Source organism: Candidatus Poriferisocius sp. (assembly GCF_965219775.1).
In the GTDB taxonomy this organism is placed as follows: Bacteria; Actinomycetota; Acidimicrobiia; order Acidimicrobiales; family Bin134; genus Poriferisocius.
The window spans coordinates 926,882-944,608 of the sequence record NZ_OZ244793.1 but is presented as its reverse complement, the minus strand read 5'-3'; the positions used below and the strand labels follow the sequence as shown (position 1 = coordinate 944,608).

Here is a 17,727-nt window from a genome sequence, read left to right as displayed (position 1 = left end):
GGTTCTCTTGTCTCCGTCTCGGCGTCGCCCGGTAAGTTCACGGCGTGGCCGACGAAATCGTCATCCAAGGGGCGCGTGAGCACAATCTGCGCGACGTGCAACTGACGATACCTCGTGACCGGCTCATCGTTTTCACCGGCATCTCCGGGTCGGGGAAGTCGTCGCTGGCCTTCGACACCATCTACGCCGAAGGGCAGCGCCGCTACGTGGAGTCCCTGTCGGCCTATGCCCGTCAGTTCCTGGGCCAGATGGACAAACCCGACGTGGACTTCATCGACGGTCTGTCGCCGGCCATCTCCATCGACCAGAAGAGCGCCTCGCGCAACCCCCGCTCCACCGTGGGCACCATCACCGAGGTGTACGACTACCTGCGGCTGCTGTTCGCCCGCATCGGTATTCCCCACGACCCCGAGACCGGCGAGCGGCTGGTACGCCAGACCCCCCAGCAGATCGTGGACCGGGTGATGGAGATGCCCGAGGGGGTGCGGTTCCAGGTGCTGGCCCCGGTGGTGCGGGGGCGCAAGGGCACCTACGACACCCTGCTGGGCGAGTTGGCCTCCGAGGGATTCGCCCGGGCCATCGTCGACGGTGAGCAGATCGAGCTGGACGGCGGCATCGACACCCTCGATCTGGCCCGCTACGAAATGCACAGCATCTCGGTGGTGGTGGATCGGCTGGTGATGCGGGAGGGCATCGAGCGCCGGCTCACCGAATCCATGGAGACGGCCCTGGGTCTGGCCGAGGGCGTGGCCGAGCTGATGATCATGCCCCAGGAGCCCGATGACGAGCCCGAGACGATCACGTTCTCCCAGCACCTGTCCCGGCCGTCGGACGGGAAGTCGTTCGAGGAGTTGGCCCCGCGGAACTTCTCCTTCAACTCCCCCTACGGGGCCTGCCAGGGTTGCGACGGGCTGGGCATGGTGTTCCAGGTGGACCCCCGCCTGGTGATTCCCGACCCCGACCTGAGCCTGGAGGACGGGGCCATCGCCCCCTGGTCCAAGGGCCACAACCAGTACTTCAAGCGGTTGGTGGAGTCGGTGGCCGAGGACCGGGACATCCCGATGGACGAGCCCTGGGGGAGCCTGGACCGCGACCATCACGACCTGCTCCTCTACGGCAAGGGCATCGCCAACCAGCGCACCGAGGTCCGCTTCCGCAACCGCTACGGCCGGGTCCGCCGCTACAACGCCCGCTACGAGGGGGTCATCCCCTATCTGGAACGCCGCCACAGCGAGTCGGACTCCGACGCGGTCCGGGCCCAGATCGAGGGCTACATGCGGGAGGTGGCCTGCTCGGGGTGTGACGGCGCCCGGCTCAATCCGCTGGCCCGGGCCGTCACCGTGGACGGCCGCACCATCGACGACGTGTGCTCGCTGTCCATCCGGGACTCCGCCGCCGCGTTGGCCACCTTGGCGCTGTCGGAGCGGGATCAGACCATCGCCGGGCAGGTGCTCAAGGAGATCAACGCCCGGCTCAAGTTCCTGCTCGACGTGGGGCTGGAGTACCTGACCCTGGGACGCTCGGCGGGGACGCTGAGCGGGGGGGAGGCCCAGCGCATCCGGTTGGCCTCTCAGATCGGCAGCGGCCTGGTGGGCGTGCTCTACGTGCTGGACGAGCCCTCCATCGGTCTGCACCAGCGGGACAATCGGCGCCTCATCGACACCCTGGAGCGGATGCGAGATCTGGGCAACACCGTGCTGGTGGTGGAGCACGACGAGGAGACGGTGCGGGTGGCCGATCACGTGGTGGACATCGGACCTGGTGCCGGTGAGCACGGGGGCACCGTGGTGCACTCCGGCACGGTGGCCGAGTTGATGGACAACGAGCGGTCGCTCACCGGGCAGTACCTGTCGGGCCGCAAACAGATACCGGTCCCGGCCCGCCGCCGGGCCCCCGGAGACCACTGGCTGACCATCCGGGGCGCTCGGGAACACAACCTGGGCGACATCGACGTGGACATCCCGCTGGGGTGTCTGGTGACCGTCACCGGGGTGTCGGGCTCGGGCAAGTCCACCCTGGTGAACGACATCTTGTACCGCTCCCTCATGCAGCGGATCTACAAGTCCAAGATTCCCCCCGGCCTGCACAAGGGGATCGACGGCACCGAGGCCCTCGACAAGGTCATCAACATCGACCAGCAGCCCATCGGCCGCACCCCCCGGTCGAACCCGGCCACCTACACCAGCGTGTTCGACCACATCCGCAAGCTGTTCGCCCAAACCCCCGAAGCCCGGGTGCGGGGTTACATGCCCGGCCGCTTCTCCTTCAACGTGAAGGGCGGTCGGTGTGAGGCCTGCTCCGGGGACGGGACCATCAAGATCGAGATGCACTTCCTGCCCGATGTCTACGTGCCCTGTGAGGTGTGCAAGGGGGCTCGCTACAACCGGGACACGCTGGACATCGAGTTCAAGGGGCGCACCATCTCCGAGGTGCTGGACATGTCGTGCGCCGACGCCCTGGAATTCTTCGGGAACCAGCCCGCCATCGTCCGCCACATGCAGACCCTGGTGGACGTGGGGTTGGGGTACGTCCGCCTCGGTCAGCCCGCCCCCACCCTCTCGGGGGGCGAGGCCCAACGGGTGAAGCTGGCCTCCGAGCTGGCCAAACGGCCCACCGGCCACACCATCTACATCCTGGACGAACCCACCACCGGCCTGCACTTCGACGACGTCCGCAAACTCTTGGCCGTGCTCAGCCGCCTGGTCGACCAGGGCAACACCGTGTTGGTGATCGAGCACAACCTGGACGTGGTCAAGACGGCCGATTGGATCGTGGACCTGGGCCCCGAGGGCGGCGACAACGGGGGCACCGTGGTGGCCGAAGGCCCGCCCGAACTGGTGGCCCGATCCGACCACAGCCACACCGGCAAGTTCCTCCGCCCCGTCCTGGGCCTCTGACCTGGCCCTGCCCTTGCTTTAGCCAGGGCTGTCCGCTCGCCCACGGCACCAATCGGAGGCGACGCCGTGATGGGATAGGTGGTGTATACTCCAAGAATGCGGCGTATACAGCTCTACCTGGACGAGGAGGTGGACGAGGTGTTGACGGCCGAGGCGGCCCGGCGGGGCACCTCTCGTTCGTCGCTGCTGCGAGAGGCCATCCGGGCGTCACTGGCCGACCAACTGCAGGCCACCACCGATCCGGTGGACGAGTTGATCGGCCGCGTGGACGTGGATCCCGACGAGGACCTCGATGCGGTCATCTACGGGTTGGCAGAATGAGGTTCGCCGATACGTCGTTTTGGGTCGGGCTCCAGGTACCTCGCGACCGCCGCCACGAGGATGCCCGCCAACTGTGGCAAGGCGACCGAAGCCCGGTTCGCACGTCGAATCTGGTGTTGGGGGAGACCTGGACATGGTTGCGGCGGCGGGCAGGTCATTCGGCTGCCGACCGCTTTGTGGAGTCGGTGCGGAGTTCCGGCCGTGTGTCGGTCGTGGTGGTGGACGATGCCGTCGACGAACGGGCGTGGCAATGGCTGCACTTGAGGGACGAGCGCCCCTATTCCTATGTGGACGCCACCAGCTTCGAGATCATGCGTCGGGAGCGCATCGGAGAGGCGTTGGCCTTTGGCGGTGATTTCACGGCCGCGGGGTTTGTCGAGGTGAGGCCGGTTCCCTAGGGCGGGCCGGCGTCGGGCAGACTGGCGGGGTGTTGGTGGTGGACAGCCATACCCATGTGATCGCCGACGACCATCAGCGGTATCCGCTGCAGTTGGCCGACTATCCGGGGGTGGAGTGGGTGCGGGAGGCCCCGGTGACGGTGGACGAATTGGTGGGGGAAATGGCCCGAGCCGGGGTGGACCGGGCCCTGTTGGTGCAGGCCCAGGGGGGCTACGGCACCGACAACTCCTATCTGGTGGACGCCCGGGCGGCTTACCCGGAGCGGTTCGGGGCGGTGGCCATCGTGGAGGACGCCGCTGAGCTGGAGGCCCTCGCCGCTTCTGGGGTGGGCGGGGTGCGCTTCTTCGCCATCGCCGGGGGAGGACCCCTGCAGGACGAGGCGATGTGGGACGCCGCCCGGGGGCTGGGCCTGCGGGTGAGCGCCGCCACCGTCCCCGAGCACCTCGAAGCGGTGGGGGAGGCCCTGGCCCACCACCCCGACGTGGTGGTGGCCCTGGATCACTGCGGGTTCGCCCCCGACACCATTGGCCGATTCGCCCACCTGTCCAACCTGTACCTCAAGGTCACCCCCCACGTGCTGGACTCCGGCGACCCCGAGGCCACGCTGGAACGGTTGGTCGGGCAATTCGGCGCCGACCGGCTGCTGTGGGGGTCGGACTACTCGCAAACCCACGATCGGCCCTACGCAGTGTTGGTGGATCAGGCCCGGACCGCGTGCCGCGGCCTCACCCAACGGGAGCAGGCCCGGTTCCTCGGGGGCACCGCTCTGGAGTTGTGGCCGGAACTGGCCTGAGCCGTCCGTAACCGGCCTGAGCCGGTCAGTCGTTGACGATCGGGTGGCTGAGTTCCTCGGCGCTCAATCGCCCAGTTCCAGCATGCGGTCGATGACGTGGGCCATCGACTCAGCTCCGCGCTCGGCGTCACGGGATTGGCCGCCCGCGTCCAGGAAACGTTGCATCAGGGGGACGTGTTGGCCGGAGGCCGCGCAAGCCGCCATGCCCTGGGTTTCGACCAACAGCCCCGGCGTCACCGGACCCAGCGCGGCGTCCACCGCCTGCTTGGCCCGGGCGATCGACAGCGGGGGCGACGCCGCGATTCGCCGAGCGACCTGGGTGGTGTGGGCCCGCAGTCGGTCGGTGGGCAGCACCCGGTTGACGTAGCCGATGGCGGCGGCTTCCTCCGCCTCCACGTCATTGCCCGACAAGATGATCTCCAGGGCACGACTGCGCCCCACCAGGCGGGCCAGGCGCTGGGTACCACTGGCGCCGGGGATGATGCCCATGGCCACCTCGGGTTGGCCCAGCAGAGTACGGGGACCGGCAAATCGCATGTCCAGGGAGAGCAGGAACTCCGAGCCGCCCCCGCGGGCCACCCCGTTGATCATTCCGATGGTGGCCACCCCGATGGTCCGGCAGCGGTCGAAGGCGGCCGCGGCCACGTTGGGTTCGGTGGGTTCCTCGTCGGGCGGGCGCATGGTGAGGATTTGTTCCACGTCGCCGTGCATCAGGAAGAAATCGGGGTCGGCGCTCTCGAACACCAGCACGCCCGCCCGGTCGTCGGCCTCTACCGCGTCGAGCAGGCCGATCAGCCCCCCGATGAAGGCACCGTCCACCAGGTGCTTGGGCGGGTGGTCGATGGTCACCCAGCCCACCCGGCGGTCGATCCGCAGGTGCAACGGTCCAAACTGCTGTTCGCTCATCGCGGCCATGACCGCCACCGTAGTCCTGGGGGGTCGTTGTGGGGCGCAGTAGTGGGGCGCAGTAGTGGCCGGGACGGCGCGGCGGTAGCCTGCACCCATGGCCCAGCGACATCGCATCTCCATCACCTACTGCGTGCCGTGAGACTACTCCGAGCGCGCCGTGAGCGCCGCCCGAGACCTGCTGACCAACTACCAGCACATCATCGAGGAACTGACCCTGGTCACCGGTAGCTCCGGCGTCTTCGACGTGACGGTGGACGGGGAGCTGCTCTTCTCCAAGGACGCCACCTGTTGCCACGCCGAATCCGGCGAGGTGCTCAAGCTGTTCGCCGTCCGCTACGGCGCCGGAGTGCGCCGCTACGGAACCTAGCCGGGATCTACGGCACGTAGCCGGGGTGGGAACCGCTCAGCTCAACCGCTCGACGATCATGGCCATGCCCTGGCCCCCGCCCACACACATGCTCTCCACGCCGATGGTCTTGTCGGCGTCCTCGAGCCCGTTGAGCAGCGTGCCCATGATGCGGGAACCGGTCATGCCGAAGGGATGTCCGAGGGCGATTGCGCCGCCGTTCACGTTGAGCTTGTCGAAATCGATGCCCAACTCGTCGGCGCACGGGATCACCTGAGCGGCGAACGCCTCGTTGATCTCCACCAAGTCGACGTCGTCGATGGTCATGCCCGCCCGTTCCAGCACCTGGGCGATGGCCGGAATGGGGCCGAGCCCCATGACCTCGGGGTTGACCGCGGCCACCGCCGAGGCCACGATCCGGGCCAGCGGCCGAACGCCCAACTCGGCGGCCTTGGTGTCGCTCATCACCACCACCGCGGCCGCCCCGTCGTTGAGCGGGCAGGCGTTGCCCGCGGTCACGGTGCCGTCGGGTCGGAACACCGGCTTGAGCTGCGACACCTTGTCGATGACGGTGCCGGGGCGGATGCCGTCGTCGGCGCTCACCACGGTGCCGTCGGCCAGCGGGAACGGGGTGATCTCCCGCTCGAAAAAACCCCGATCCTGGGCGGCCTCGGCCCGGTTCTGAGACAACACCCCGAACTCGTCCTGGCGTTGGCGGCTCACCCCCTTGAACTGGGCCACGTTCTCGGCGGTCTGGCCCATGGCGATGTAGATGTCGGGCAGGCCCTCGGGGGGTGCCCAGTCGGGGGTCCCATCACCGCTGCGATCGGCCGATCGGGCCTCGGCCTCGGCGAACTTCTCGTTCTTGCCCCCTCGGTCGGCTGCCCCGGCGCCGAACCGGCTCACGCACTCCACGCCCCCGGACACGAACACGTCGCCCTCGCCCGCCCGAATGGCGTGGGCCGCCATGCGGATGGTCTGCAGCGAGGACGAGCAGTACCGGTTCACGGTCACGCCGGGCACGTCCAGCCCGGCCATCAGCCCCGACAGCCGGGCGATGTTGTAGCCGGCTTCGCCCGCGGGCTGGGCGCAGCCCCACATCACGTCCTCGACCTCGGTTCGGTCGAGGGGGGCAACCTTGCCCAACACGTCGTCGATGATGAACGCCGACATGTCGTCGGGACGGACGTCGACGAGCGATCCCTTGACGGCCCGACCGATGGGGGTGCGGGAGGTGGCGACGATGACTGCTTCGGGCATGGTGGCTCCTGGTCTGGGTAGGTGGGGGGTGGGTTCTGGTGGGGGAATGGCGGGTCAGGCCAGCTCCACCTGGCGGGTGTCGCTGCCGCTGCGCAGGTGCTTGCCGGGGCGGGCGTCGGTGAACTGCCCGTGGCGGACGATCTCGGCGCCGTTGCAGAACACGTGGTCGATGCCGTCGGCCTCCCCGTACAGGCGGGGGGCCCCGGCGGGCAGGTCGGCCAGCGTGGTGAGGGGGCGGGCGCCCACTCGGGTCTCGTCCATGACCACCACGTCGCCGTGCCAGCCCTCCTGGAGTTGGCCCCGCTCCCGAAGCCCGTACAGTCGGGCCTGCACGTCGGTCATCAGGTGGACTGCTTCCTCGGTGGAGATGAGGCCCTGTTCGCGCATGCACTGGCCCAGCATGGTGGTGGCGTAGTTGGCGGTCATGAACAGGTCGAGGTGGGCGCCGGCGTCGGAGGCGCCGATCACCGCCCGACCGTCCCGCCAGATCTCCATGCGGGCCTTCCAGTCCTCGGGGGAGGAGACCGGTGGGGCCGTGCCGAAGGAGGTCCGCAACTCGTCGGCCACCACGATGTCGCACAGGGCGTCGAACGGGGTCTTGCCCTCGTCCTCGGCGATCTCGCCCACCGTGCGCCCCTCGTACTGCTCGTTCTCGGGAGCGAAGGTGTCGAAGATGATCTTGGTGGACCAGTCGGCCACGCCCTGCAGGGGGCCGGGCTGGGCGGCCAGCCCGGCCAGCCGGTCACGCTCGGCCTGATCGGACAGCAACGCCAACTTCTCCGCCGGGGGGGCCAGCATGGCCGATTCCCATTCGGGCAGGGCGTCCAGCACGAATCCGCCCGCCATGCTCAGGCGCACCGAGAAGGCCATGGGCACGGTGAGGGCCACCACCTTGCCGCCGTGGGCCCGGGCGTGGTCGCTGGCCCGCAGCTTGGCGTAACAGTCGTCCAGGTTGGCCGCGCCCACCGTCATCACGTTCCAGTTGAGCTGGGTCTGGGCCGCCACCGACATGTCGGTCATGAGCGAGATGGCGTCATCGTCGAACGGGCCGACGCAGGGGATCAGCTCCAAAGAGGTCCCCTCGAACTCCGAGCACACCCGGGCCAGCTCCACCAGCTCGTGGCGGCCGGCGTAGCGGCTGGGCACCATGTTGCCGAACGGGTCGTTGTGGGTGCGGGCCCACGAAGACGAGAACCCCAGGGCCCCGGCCTCCAAACCGGCCCGGAGGAGGCTCTTCATCTCCTCCAGCTCCTCGGGGGTGGCCTCCCGGCGCACGCAGTCCTCGCCCATCACCACCCGGCGCAAGGCGGAGTGCCCCACCTTGAAGGCGGTATTGATGGAGAGGGTGCCGTCGAAGGCGTCGAAGTACTCGGCGGTGGACCGCCAATTCCACGGCACGCCCTCCTGCAGCGACTCCAGCGGCATCCCCTCCACCCGGGCCAGCATGTGCATGAGGTACTCGCCGTCGGCGGGGTTGTCGCTGAGCGGGGCGATGGTGAACCCGCAGTTGCCCCCGATGACGCTGGTCACCCCGTGCAGGGGGGAGGGGCTGAGCGTGGTGTCCCAGAACACCTGGGCGTCCAGGTGGGTGTGGACGTCGATGAAGCCGGGGCACACCGCCTTGCCGGTGGCGTCCACCGTGTCGGCCGCCTGGGCCGCGCTCAGGTCGCCGATGGTGGCGATCCGCCCGTCCCGCAGGCCGAGGTCGGCCCGATAGCGGGGACTGCCGGTCCCGTCGATGATGTCGCCGCCCGTGATGATGGTGTCGAACATGGCTTGTCCCCCGTGCGTGTGGCTGCAGTGCGAGTGGTGATCAATCTAGGGCATCGCCGGGGGCATTGCCGAGCAACCCGGCGCCGGGTGAACGCCGTGTGCCCCTCCGCCGATACACTCGGGGCCCATGGCAGACATCCCTCGCATCATCTCCGTGGACGACCACGTGGTGGAGCCCCCCGACTTGTGGACCAACCGGCTCCCCCGCAAGTACCACGACCGCTGCCCGCGGGTGGAGCGCGACCGGGCCAAGTTCCACTTCGAGGGGGGGGTGTTCAGCTACGAGAAGGGGGTGCCCGACGGCACGTGGGGCGACTGGTGGCTCTACGACGACCTCATCTACCCGTTTCCCAAGCTGTCGGCCGCCATCGGGTTCGAACCGTTGACCAACACCCCGGTGACGTTCGACGAGATCCTGCCCGGTTGCTGGAAGCAAACCGAGCGCCTGCAGGACATGGACGCCAACCACGTGGAGGCGTCGATCTGCTTCCCCAACGTGTTGCCCCGGTTCTGCGGTCAGGCCTTCCACGAGCGGGAGGACAAGGAGCTGGCCCTGTTGTGCGTCAAGGCCTACAACGACTGGATGATCGACGAGTGGTGTGCCGGGGACGGCCAGGGGCGCCTGATACCGCTCACCATCATCCCGCTGTGGGACGCCCGCCTCGCCGCCGAGGAGATTCACCGGTGCGCCGACAAGGGCAGCTTCGCGGTGGCCTTCTCCGAGAATCCCTACCACCTGGGGCTGCCCTCGATCCACGACCCGAGCGGGTTCTGGGAGCCGTTCTTCGCTGCCTGCGAGGAGACGGGCACGGTGGTGAACATGCACATCGGGTCGTCCTCCAAGATGCCCACCACCTCGCCGGATGCGCCGTTCGCGGTCAGCTCCACCATCACCTTCAGCAACGCCATGGGATCGATGTGCGACTACGTGCTGTCGGGGGTGTTCGAGCGGTATCCCGGCCTGCGGGTGGCCTACAGCGAGGGTCAGGTGGGCTGGATGCCCTATGTGATCGAGCGCATGGACAAGCTGTGGGAGGAACGGATCAACAACGACGACGGCGACTTCGGGGTGAACCTGCCCAATCCGCCGTCCTCCTACATCGCCGGTCACGTGTGGGGCTGCATGTTCGACGACGAGGTGGGGCTGCGCAACCGGGACTTGATCGGCATGGACCAGATCACCTTCGAGGTGGACTATCCCCACGCCGATTCCACCTTCCCCCACACCAAGGAGGTGGCCACCAGGATCGTGGCGCAGGCCGGGCTCGACGACGAGGAGACCTACAAGCTGCTCCGGGGCAACGCCATCGAGCTGTACGGCCTCGAGAAGTTCGGCATCGCCGCCTAGTGGTTGTTCGTAGCGGCCAGATCGCCGTTCGGCGCCTTCGGGACAAAGGGGGAGCCCCATGACCCCACCAGAGTGGGATCCGGTGAACGTCGACGAGGAGTACCGCCTGTTCATCGGGGGTGAATGGGTGCTGCCGGACTCGGGCATCTACCAGATCGTCAATCCCAACACCACCGAGGTGATCGGCTACGCGCCGGAGGCGTCGGTGGCCCAGGTGGCCGACGCCGCCGCTGCGGCCAAGGAGGCCCTGCCCGGCTGGCGGGACACCCCGGTGGCCGAACGATGTGCGTTGTTGGGCCGGGCCGCCGATCTGATGGATGAGCGGGTCGGGCGGTTGGGGGGCCTGGTCCAGGCGGAGACGGGGGCCACCGTCAACCTGACCGAGGCCGTTCAGTTGCCGGTGTGTGCCGAGCGCTTCCGCTACTACCAAACGCCGGTGAACGTGGACGAACCCATGGAGCCCTACCCGGTACCGGAATCACCGCTGGGTCCGGCCGGTCTGTCGGGCGCCCATGTGGTCCGTCAGCCGGTGGGGGTGGTGGCCTGCATCACCCCCTACAACGTCCCGCTGACCAACGTGGCCGGCAAGATCGCCCCCGCGCTGGCCATGGGCAACACCGTGGTGATCAAGCCCGCCCCCCAGGATCCGCTGGCCATGATCAAGCTGGTGGCGATCATCGAGGAGGCCGGCTTCCCGCCGGGGGTGGTCAACATCGTCACCGACTCGGGGGCCGCGTCGGGGGCGGCCCTGGTGGCGTCGCCCGACGTGAACATGATCAGCTTCACCGGCTCGTCGGTGGTGGGGGCCAAGATCATGGAAGCCGGGGGGGCCACCATGAAGCGGCTGCTCATGGAGCTGGGCGGCAAGGGTGCCTGCGTGCTGACCGACGACTGCAACATGGACGCCGCGGTGGGGGCGGTGGCCACCGTATGGGGGTTCCACAGCGGCCAGATCTGCACCGCGCCCACCCGGGTGATCGTCCACCACTCCCGGTACGACGAGTTGGTGGAGAAGCTGACGGCGGTGGCCCCCCTGCTCAAGGTGGGCGACGCCCTTGAGCGCGACACCGTGGTGGGTCCGGTGATCACCGAGGTCCACCGCGACCGGGTGGAGCAATTTGTGGCCGACGGGGTGGCCGGGGGTGCCACCCTGGCCTGTGGCGGGTCTCGGCCCGACCAGCCCGGCTACTTCGTGGCCCCCACCCTGCTGGTGGATTGCACCCCCGACATGCACGTTGTGCAGGAGGAGGTCTTCGGTCCGGTGGTGGTGGTGTTGACCCACGACGACGACGACCACGCCGTGGCCCTGGCCAACGACAGCCACTACGGGCTGTTCAGCTACGTGTTCGCGGGCAGCACGGCCCGGGCCTTCGAGGTGGGCCGCCGCATCGAATCGGGCAACGTGGGTCTGAACTCCATCCAGCCCCACGTCCACGCCCCGTTCGGGGGCTTCAAGATGAGCGGAGTGGGGCGCGACCGGGGGGTCTTCGGGCTCCACGCCTACAGCGAGATCCAGGCCCTGAGCTGGCTGGCCACGTAGTTCTTGCTGGGCAATTGCTGGGTGCCTGCTGGGCACCCACAAGTCACCGCCCCGCCGGGTGGCGAGGTACCAGGACCCAGGATGCCGGGTGGCCCGTGACTCGCCGGAGTGGCTTGACGGATGAGCTGGGCGGGTGAGCTTGACCGGTGAGCCTGGCCGGTCAGTTGGACCGGAGAGTCGGACCGGCGAGTAGGGTGCGGTTCCATGTTGAGCGAAGGAATTGAGGCCCCGGCATTCACGGCCCCCGACCACAACGGCGAGGATTTGTCGCTGGCGGACTTGCGGGGCCATTGGGTGGCCTTCTGGTGGTACCCGAAGGCGTCCACCCCCGGTTGAACCATCCAGGGACAGGGATTCCGTGATCGAATCCCCGAGTTTGAGGCCCTCGGTGCGGTCGTGGTGGGGGCGTCGTTCGACAGTGTCGAGGAGCAGAAGGCCTTTGTCGAGGGGGAGGGTTTCCCCTTTGCCTTGATCTCCGACCCCGACCGGACCGTCGGGCGGGCCTACGACGCCGAGCGGGCCGAGGGCGAGGACTACTACGAGTACGGCCTGCCCCGACGGATCAGCTATCTGATCTCCCCCGAAGGCAAGGTGGCCAAGGCTTACGACCTCGAAGGCCAGGACCTGGCCCAACACGCCGCCGACATCATCACCGACATCAAGGCGCTGACGTCGTCCTGATCAGTAGGTCCTGATCAGTTCGTACTGATCCATTGGTTCTAATCAGTTGGTTCTGATCTATTCGTCCTGATCCGGCGGGCCCGGTCGGCTCGGCCGCCGCCAGCCGGGGTCAGAGCAGGCTCGGATCAGAATTCGATGACCCAGCGGCCCCGGGTGCCGCCTGCCTCGAGCCGGGCGTGGGCCTCCGAGGCCCGCTCCATGGGGACGGTTCCCGCCACCCGAAGGCTCACCCGGCCGTCTTCGGCCTGTTGGCGCAGGCCGTCCAGGCGGGAGTGGTCGGTGGCGTAGTCGAACACCCAGGTGACGTGGAAGTCGATGCCGCGCTCGCCGTTGCCCGGCCATCCCCGCACCGAGGCGAAGCCCCCGCCGTCACGGACCGCAGACACCAGGGGCTCCATCTGCACCGATCCGTCGGCCAGGCCGTCCACCCCGTCGGGGGCGTGCTCGCGGATGCGGTCGGCCACGTCGGGGCCTCGTCGCACCACCACGTCGGCTCCCATGGAGGCCACCAGTTCCTCGTCGGCCTCCGAGGCGTCGGCGATCACCCGCAGACCGTCGGCCTTGGCCAGCTCCACCACGTAGCCGCCGTAGCACCCGGCGGCCCCGGTGACCGCCAGGGTCTGTCCGGGTTGCAGGGCGAGCTGGTCCAAGCTGAGGCGGGCGGTGAGCCCGTTCATGGGCAGGGTGCTGGCCTCGGCGAACGTCGCTCCCGAGGGCATTCGGGCCAGCGATCCCGCCGGTAGGGCCACGTACTGCGAGTAGGCCCCGTGGGAGCCCCGGGGCACCACGATGGCCATGACGTGGTCGCCCACCTGTAGGTCCGTCTCAGCCCCCTCGCCGATCTGGTCCACCACGCCGGCCACGTCCATGCCCGGCACATAGGGGGGCGGGCCGGTCTTGGCCTGCTGCTCGGCCCGAGTGCCGGCCCGCACGTGGGTATCGGTGGGGCTGACGGCCGCAGCCCGCACCCGGATTCTCACCTGTCCGAGTCCCGCCTCGGGCGTGGGCAACTCCACCACCTCCAGAGCCTCGGGACCGCCGTAGTTGATGACACCAACCGCTTTCATGCCGATCACGCTACCCCGCGGGCAGCTTGCACCCTGCAGAAGGCACGCAAGGGTTCTGGTCCGCGTTCCATCTGACGGTTCGTCTGGCAGTCCGTACGGTTTTCAGCTTGGCGCTTACCTTGGCCTTCAGTCTGGGAGCTTCTCGATGCCGGATCCCCTGGTGGAGCCCGCGGCTCCGTTCATCAGTTCAGGAGAGCGAAACGGTTTCGGGCGCTGTGGCCGGATTCGGTGGCTGGTCGCAGGGTTCGGCCCGCCGAGACAGTTTGTGGCGGCGTCGCTTGTAGTAGGCGTGTTGGTGGTCGTCGCGGTGGGCTCGGCGGTGGCATTTGGGGCAGAGCAGGACCAGGTTGTCGATGTTGGTGGGCCCGCCTTGTTCCCAGGGGAGGATGTGGTGGATGTCGCACGCTTGGGCGGCCAGACCGCAGTCGACGCAGTGCTGGTCTCGGGCGAACAGCGCCATCCGTTGGGCCTGGTTGGGAGCACGCTGGGTGCGGCCTAGGTAGAGGGGTTGGCCGTCGGAGCCGAAGATGGCGGGGATGATGTCGGCGTCACAAGCCAAACGGCGCAGTTCCTCGACCTCGATGGGGGTACCGTCAACGAGTTCGGCGTCTTGGAGCACCCCGTAGATGGGGTCGTACTCTGCGGTGACCACCAACACAGTCTTCTGCGGCGCCGGTTCGCAGTCGGTGTCCTGAACGTGATCTGACTCGTCGGCCCCCGGAGGCAGGGACAACCCGTTGGCCGCCATACCCGTCCCGCCGGCCTGGCCTGCTGGCTGTTGGGTCATCAAAGCCACCAAGGCATCCGCGTTGCGTTGGTGGTAGGTGCGTTCGTGGCCGGCCTTGGTGTCGTGGTGGAGCAGGCGGGTGCTCATGGCCGAAAGCGCGTTCTTGACGCGTTGGCCTGCGATGGCGTCGAGTTCGGCGTGGAGAATGACCATGTCGTCGTCACCGTCGAACACGCTGGCGGTGCGCCGGGCCCGTTGGCGTTCGGTGCGGGACAACCCGTCGACCGAGGCCCGTTGGTCCTCGCGGGTGGCCAGGGTCTTCTTGAACTGGTCACAGTCCTGGTGCATGGCCTCGAGAATCAGGTCCAGGGGTTCACCTTCGCCCAACGGTGCTCGGGTGTGGGAGGCGGAGATCATCTCGGCGTGGTCCATGGAGATGTACCCGTCCTTGACGGCCCCCAACACATCGGGAAGGGCTCGCAATCCCGATGCGACCTTGGCTTGGCGGTTGGCCTTGTGGGCCTTGATGCCGAACTGCTTGCACACCGCGAACATGGCATCGTCACCCTCGAGGTCGCCGAACCGGCCCAACACTCCCGCCAGGTACCCGTCCAACTGGCGGCGGGCCACATCACCCTGCAACGCCAACTTCATCAAGTCCGACGTACCCAACCCCGAATAATCAACCAACTCAAAACCAGCAATCACCGGCCTTGTCTCAGCACAATTGCAGCAACCCTGGCCTGCAGAGGCCCTGTCAGATGTCTCGGCAGAAGAACCAAACTCCATACATGAAAGTATACCGACCAGGGTGACAACAACTCCCCTGATTTAGAGGAATAATCGCTAGCAAAATTCCAACTAATTCGAATGTGAGGGTACCCAGTCTTGAGGTAGTCGGAGGAGGTTCTCAATTAGCCCCAGCAGCGGATGGTTTCGTTTTCTTGTAGGCCGCAGATGTGGGTGGGGCCGGAGGAGATGGCGAGGAAGCGGCTGCCCGGGGCGTCGGTAGCCGGGCCGGTGCCCCAGCAGCGAACGGTCTGGTCGTCCCGGATGCCGCAGGAGTGGTTCGTGCCGACGGCCAAGGCGGTGTAGAGGCTGAGCGGCGGGGCGGCCTTCCCGTCGGTGTTGTCCCCCCAGCATTCGGCCGTGCCGTCGTCTCGCAACCCGCAGGCGTGGGTGACGCCCACCGAGACGGCGGTGAAGCGGCCGGCGGGGGGAGCGGCCCAGGTGTCGCTGCCCCAACAGTGGGCGGTGCCGTCGGTACGCAGCCCGCACGACGCCATCCCCCAACCGGCGTCGACCGCCCGAAACTCACCCGTAGGCGTGTCGGTAGGCGTCGGGCCGCCTACCTCGTTGCCCCAACAGACAAGGGCCCCGCCCTCCCGAACGCCGCACGAGCGGACGGCCCCCACGGAAATGGCGTCGAAGCGACCGGGTGGGGGATTGACCGCGGTCCGGTAGTTGTCTCCCCAGCAGTGGGCGGTGCCGTCGTCGCGAAGGGCGCAGGCATAGCCGATACCGGCGGAGACGGCGGTGTATCGCCCGTCGAGGGAGACCGCCGAACCCGGGTTGGACCAAGCCTCGCCCCAGCAGGGCACCCCGCCCGGGTCGCGTTCGGCGTAGTCATGGCGTACAGCGCAGGAGTGATCGCCCCCCGCCGAGACGGCGGCGAATTGCCCTCCTGGGGAGTCGGACTTCTCAACGCCGCAGGCCGCCACAACGATCACCGGCACGACCAACGCCAAGGCCAGTCGCCAAACCCGGCGGGCCCGGGGTTGGCGTAGGAGGTTCATGGGGCGGGGGAGCGGGAGGCGACAACGTCGGCGAAGTCCACGAACGAGCGCAGGGTGTGGCCCCCGTCCACGGTGATGAACTGGCCGGTGGTGAAGCTCGATTCCGGTCCGGCCAGGTAGCGGATGGCCCAGGCGATGTCATCGGGGTGGCCGATGCGCTGGAGGGGCTGCTGTTCCAGGTACTGGGCCACCACGTTGTCGTTGTTCACCAGACCCACGGTGGCGTCGGTGGCGGTCAGGCCCGGACGCACGGCGTTCACCCGCACGCCGTGGGCCCCCAATTCGTCGGCGGCTACCCGCACCAGGGCGTCCACCCCGGCCTTGCCCGCGCAATAGGCCGACAGAAAGCGGCACGACTGGACGGCCGCCGTGGACGACACCGCCACGATGGACCCGCCCCCGGATTCGGCTCCTCCCACGGAGTCGGCCATGGCGCGCCCCGCGTGCTTGATCATGAGGAACGGGGCCATGACGTTGAAGTTCACCACGTCGGCGAACTGTTCGGGCTCACAGTCGAGCACCGAGGCCATGGCCCCACCTCCGGGCACCGAGACAGCCATGTCGATGCGACCGGTGGGCTCGGAGGCCTGCACGACCGCGGCGCGTACTTGCTCGCTGTCGGTGGCGTCGCAAACGGCCCAATCCACGGAGCCCCCCGATTCGGCGGCCAAGGGAGTCAACTCGTCCGCGGTCTGTTGCAGGTGTCCCGGGTTGCGGCTGGCGATCAGCACGTGGGCCCCGTCGGCCACCAGCAGGCGGGCGGTCGACCGGCCGATGCCCCCGGCCCCTCCGGTGACCAACGCGGTTTTGCCCGCCAGGGGCCGGGCTGTCGACAATTCGCTCACAGGTCGCTCACCCCCTCTCGAACCTCGGTACACAGCAACTCCACGTGGCGGCGGGTCAAGTCGTCGGGCATACCGGCGACGGCGGCCCAGCAGTAGGCCTCCACCATGGGGAGGCCGTCGGCCAGTCCCCTCAGGTGGGCTATGGCATCGTCGGGGGTGAGCACCTCCAGCGGGGAGATGACCCCCATGGTGCTGCGCCCCTCCCGTAGCTTCTCCACCGTCAGCGGCTTCGGCGTCTTGCCGGTACCCGACGCCCCCGCGGCCCGATAAGTGTTGAGCTGCCAGGCCAGATGGGGCAGGATGCGCTCGTAGGCCTCGTCGGGGTCGTCGGCCACCACCAGGGGAACCAGTCCGGCCATGCGGGCCACCGAGGCGTCATGGCCGCCCTCGGCCAAACCCTCCCGGTAAGGGTCCAACGACGCCGGATTGACGGACAGCAGGCCACAGCCCAACCGCCCGGCCCGGCGGGCACCCTGCGGGCCGTTGTAGCCCAGCCAGATGGGGAAGGGGCGCTGCACCGGGGGCGGGGTGACGATGTCGCCGTCCAGCAGTTCGCGCACCTGCTGCACCCGCTGGTCGGTGGCGGTGTAGCGCCGGGACAGGTCGGCCCCGTAGGCGGCGAACTCGTCGTGGACGTAGCCCGCGCCCAGCCCGAGGTCGATCCGGCCGTTGCTGATCTGGTCGGCCACGGCCACCTCCTCGGCGATCTGGGGCGCCACCCGCAGCGGGGCCAGCAACACCGCGGTGCCGATCCTGAGGCGCTGGGTGCGGGCGGCCACCGCGGCGGCAAAGGTGAGGGGCTGGGGTAGGTAGCCGTCCTCGAAGAAGTGGTGCTCGCTCAGCCACACCGAGTCGGCCCCCCACGCCTCGGCCTGGACCACGAGCTCCAGCGACTGCCGGTAGAAGTCGGGCCAGGGCTTGCGCCACTCGGGAGGGTTCCGCAAGTCCAGGTAGATGCCGATACGCATGGGCTGACCCTAACGGCGAATGAGGAAGCGCCACCAAAGGGCCCGGTCGAGCACCCG

15 protein-coding genes and 1 pseudogene are annotated in these 17,727 nt (G+C 68.4%); 8 read left to right on the top strand and 8 right to left on the bottom strand.

Features of this window, described 5'->3' with window-relative positions; genetic code table 11:
• The first annotated feature begins 44 nt into the window (after nucleotides 1-44).
• The 4 genes from uvrA to ACOQPQ_RS04270 all read left to right on the top strand — a co-directional run bounded on the left by uvrA (nucleotide 45) and on the right by ACOQPQ_RS04270 (nucleotide 4,410).
• Nucleotides 45-2,897 (top strand): excinuclease ABC subunit UvrA, encoded by a 2,853-nt coding sequence (gene uvrA, locus ACOQPQ_RS04285; protein WP_420638211.1) that lies wholly within the window; start codon nucleotides 45-47, stop codon nucleotides 2,895-2,897.
• 96 nt (nucleotides 2,898-2,993) lie between these two features.
• A complete protein-coding gene (locus ACOQPQ_RS04280) occupies nucleotides 2,994-3,218 on the top strand; it encodes a CopG family transcriptional regulator (protein WP_420638210.1) in 225 nt (74 codons plus the stop codon).
• Nucleotides 3,215-3,616 carry a type II toxin-antitoxin system VapC family toxin gene (locus ACOQPQ_RS04275; RefSeq protein ID WP_420638209.1) on the top strand — a complete coding sequence of 134 codons (402 nt, stop codon included), beginning with the start codon at nucleotides 3,215-3,217 and terminating at the stop codon, nucleotides 3,614-3,616. The genes ACOQPQ_RS04280 and ACOQPQ_RS04275 overlap by 4 nt, the downstream gene beginning before the upstream one ends.
• A 29-nt stretch (nucleotides 3,617-3,645) precedes the next feature.
• Nucleotides 3,646-4,410: an amidohydrolase family protein gene (locus ACOQPQ_RS04270; RefSeq protein WP_420638208.1), complete on the top strand. Its 765-nt coding sequence runs from the start codon at nucleotides 3,646-3,648 to the stop codon at nucleotides 4,408-4,410.
• A gap of 63 nt (nucleotides 4,411-4,473) precedes the next feature.
• On the opposite strand, the gene ACOQPQ_RS04265 is transcribed toward ACOQPQ_RS04270, so the two are convergent.
• Nucleotides 4,474-5,325, bottom strand: a complete 852-nt coding sequence (locus ACOQPQ_RS04265) for an enoyl-CoA hydratase/isomerase family protein (RefSeq protein ID WP_420638207.1) — start codon at nucleotides 5,323-5,325, stop codon at nucleotides 4,474-4,476.
• A 148-nt stretch (nucleotides 5,326-5,473) separates the two neighbouring features.
• On the opposite strand from ACOQPQ_RS04265, the pseudogene ACOQPQ_RS04260 reads away from it, so the two are divergent.
• A pseudogene (locus ACOQPQ_RS04260) lies at nucleotides 5,474-5,686 on the top strand (Rdx family protein); the annotation flags it as partial.
• Between the two features lie 36 nt (nucleotides 5,687-5,722).
• Here ACOQPQ_RS04260 and ACOQPQ_RS04255 read toward each other — a convergent pair.
• Together ACOQPQ_RS04255 and ACOQPQ_RS04250 are read right to left on the bottom strand one after the other, a co-directional pair.
• Nucleotides 5,723-6,925, bottom strand: coding sequence for an acetyl-CoA C-acetyltransferase (locus ACOQPQ_RS04255; RefSeq protein ID WP_420638206.1), 1,203 nt, complete (start codon nucleotides 6,923-6,925; stop codon nucleotides 5,723-5,725).
• Between the two features lie 54 nt (nucleotides 6,926-6,979).
• Entirely contained in the window at nucleotides 6,980-8,698 is a 1,719-nt protein-coding gene (locus ACOQPQ_RS04250) for an N-acyl-D-amino-acid deacylase family protein (protein ID WP_420638205.1), read from the bottom strand.
• Between the two features lie 127 nt (nucleotides 8,699-8,825).
• On the opposite strand from ACOQPQ_RS04250, the gene ACOQPQ_RS04245 reads away from it, so the two are divergent.
• The 3 genes from ACOQPQ_RS04245 to ACOQPQ_RS04235 all read left to right on the top strand — a co-directional run bounded on the left by ACOQPQ_RS04245 (nucleotide 8,826) and on the right by ACOQPQ_RS04235 (nucleotide 12,267).
• Nucleotides 8,826-10,046, top strand: coding sequence for an amidohydrolase family protein (locus tag ACOQPQ_RS04245; RefSeq protein WP_420638204.1), 1,221 nt, complete (start codon nucleotides 8,826-8,828; stop codon nucleotides 10,044-10,046).
• A gap of 58 nt (nucleotides 10,047-10,104) precedes the next feature.
• Complete coding sequence (locus ACOQPQ_RS04240; RefSeq protein WP_420638203.1) at nucleotides 10,105-11,586, top strand: aldehyde dehydrogenase family protein; 1,482 nt, start codon at nucleotides 10,105-10,107, stop codon at nucleotides 11,584-11,586.
• Nucleotides 11,587-11,790: 204 nt separating this feature from the next.
• Entirely contained in the window at nucleotides 11,791-12,267 is a 477-nt protein-coding gene (locus ACOQPQ_RS04235; RefSeq protein WP_420638202.1) for a peroxiredoxin, read from the top strand.
• A gap of 125 nt (nucleotides 12,268-12,392) precedes the next feature.
• Here the strand turns inward: ACOQPQ_RS04235 and ACOQPQ_RS04230 are convergent, their stop codons facing one another.
• The 5 genes from ACOQPQ_RS04230 to ACOQPQ_RS04210 form a co-directional block, all read right to left on the bottom strand.
• Nucleotides 12,393-13,334 carry an NADP-dependent oxidoreductase gene (locus tag ACOQPQ_RS04230; RefSeq protein WP_420638201.1) on the bottom strand — a complete coding sequence of 314 codons (942 nt, stop codon included), beginning with the start codon at nucleotides 13,332-13,334 and terminating at the stop codon, nucleotides 12,393-12,395.
• A gap of 187 nt (nucleotides 13,335-13,521) precedes the next feature.
• Nucleotides 13,522-14,769 (bottom strand): DUF222 domain-containing protein, encoded by a 1,248-nt coding sequence (locus ACOQPQ_RS04225; RefSeq protein ID WP_420638200.1) that lies wholly within the window; start codon nucleotides 14,767-14,769, stop codon nucleotides 13,522-13,524.
• Between the two features lie 206 nt (nucleotides 14,770-14,975).
• Nucleotides 14,976-15,857 (bottom strand): RCC1 domain-containing protein, encoded by an 882-nt coding sequence (locus ACOQPQ_RS04220; RefSeq protein ID WP_420638199.1) that lies wholly within the window; start codon nucleotides 15,855-15,857, stop codon nucleotides 14,976-14,978.
• On the bottom strand, nucleotides 15,854-16,702 hold the full coding sequence (locus ACOQPQ_RS04215; RefSeq protein WP_420638198.1) for an SDR family NAD(P)-dependent oxidoreductase: 849 nt from the start codon (nucleotides 16,700-16,702) through the stop codon (nucleotides 15,854-15,856). Before ACOQPQ_RS04215 ends, ACOQPQ_RS04220 begins: the two co-directional genes overlap by 4 nt.
• Nucleotides 16,699-17,670, bottom strand: coding sequence for an LLM class flavin-dependent oxidoreductase (locus tag ACOQPQ_RS04210; RefSeq protein WP_420638197.1), 972 nt, complete (start codon nucleotides 17,668-17,670; stop codon nucleotides 16,699-16,701). Before ACOQPQ_RS04210 ends, ACOQPQ_RS04215 begins: the two co-directional genes overlap by 4 nt.
• Nucleotides 17,671-17,727 lie beyond the last annotated feature (57 nt).

Coding starts and splice junctions, on each gene's coding strand:
- ACOQPQ_RS04280 (WP_420638210.1), top strand. CDS start 2,994: ATGCGGCGTATACAGCTCTACCTGGACGAGGAGGTGGACGAGGTGTTG.
- ACOQPQ_RS04275 (WP_420638209.1), top strand. CDS start 3,215: ATGAGGTTCGCCGATACGTCGTTTTGGGTCGGGCTCCAGGTACCTCGC.
- ACOQPQ_RS04265 (WP_420638207.1), bottom strand. CDS start 5,325: ATGGCCGCGATGAGCGAACAGCAGTTTGGACCGTTGCACCTGCGGATC.
- ACOQPQ_RS04255 (WP_420638206.1), bottom strand. CDS start 6,925: ATGCCCGAAGCAGTCATCGTCGCCACCTCCCGCACCCCCATCGGTCGG.
- ACOQPQ_RS04250 (WP_420638205.1), bottom strand. CDS start 8,698: ATGTTCGACACCATCATCACGGGCGGCGACATCATCGACGGGACCGGC.
- ACOQPQ_RS04245 (WP_420638204.1), top strand. CDS start 8,826: ATGGCAGACATCCCTCGCATCATCTCCGTGGACGACCACGTGGTGGAG.
- ACOQPQ_RS04240 (WP_420638203.1), top strand. CDS start 10,105: ATGACCCCACCAGAGTGGGATCCGGTGAACGTCGACGAGGAGTACCGC.
- ACOQPQ_RS04230 (WP_420638201.1), bottom strand. CDS start 13,334: ATGAAAGCGGTTGGTGTCATCAACTACGGCGGTCCCGAGGCTCTGGAG.
- ACOQPQ_RS04220 (WP_420638199.1), bottom strand. CDS start 15,857: ATGAACCTCCTACGCCAACCCCGGGCCCGCCGGGTTTGGCGACTGGCC.
- ACOQPQ_RS04210 (WP_420638197.1), bottom strand. CDS start 17,670: ATGCGTATCGGCATCTACCTGGACTTGCGGAACCCTCCCGAGTGGCGC.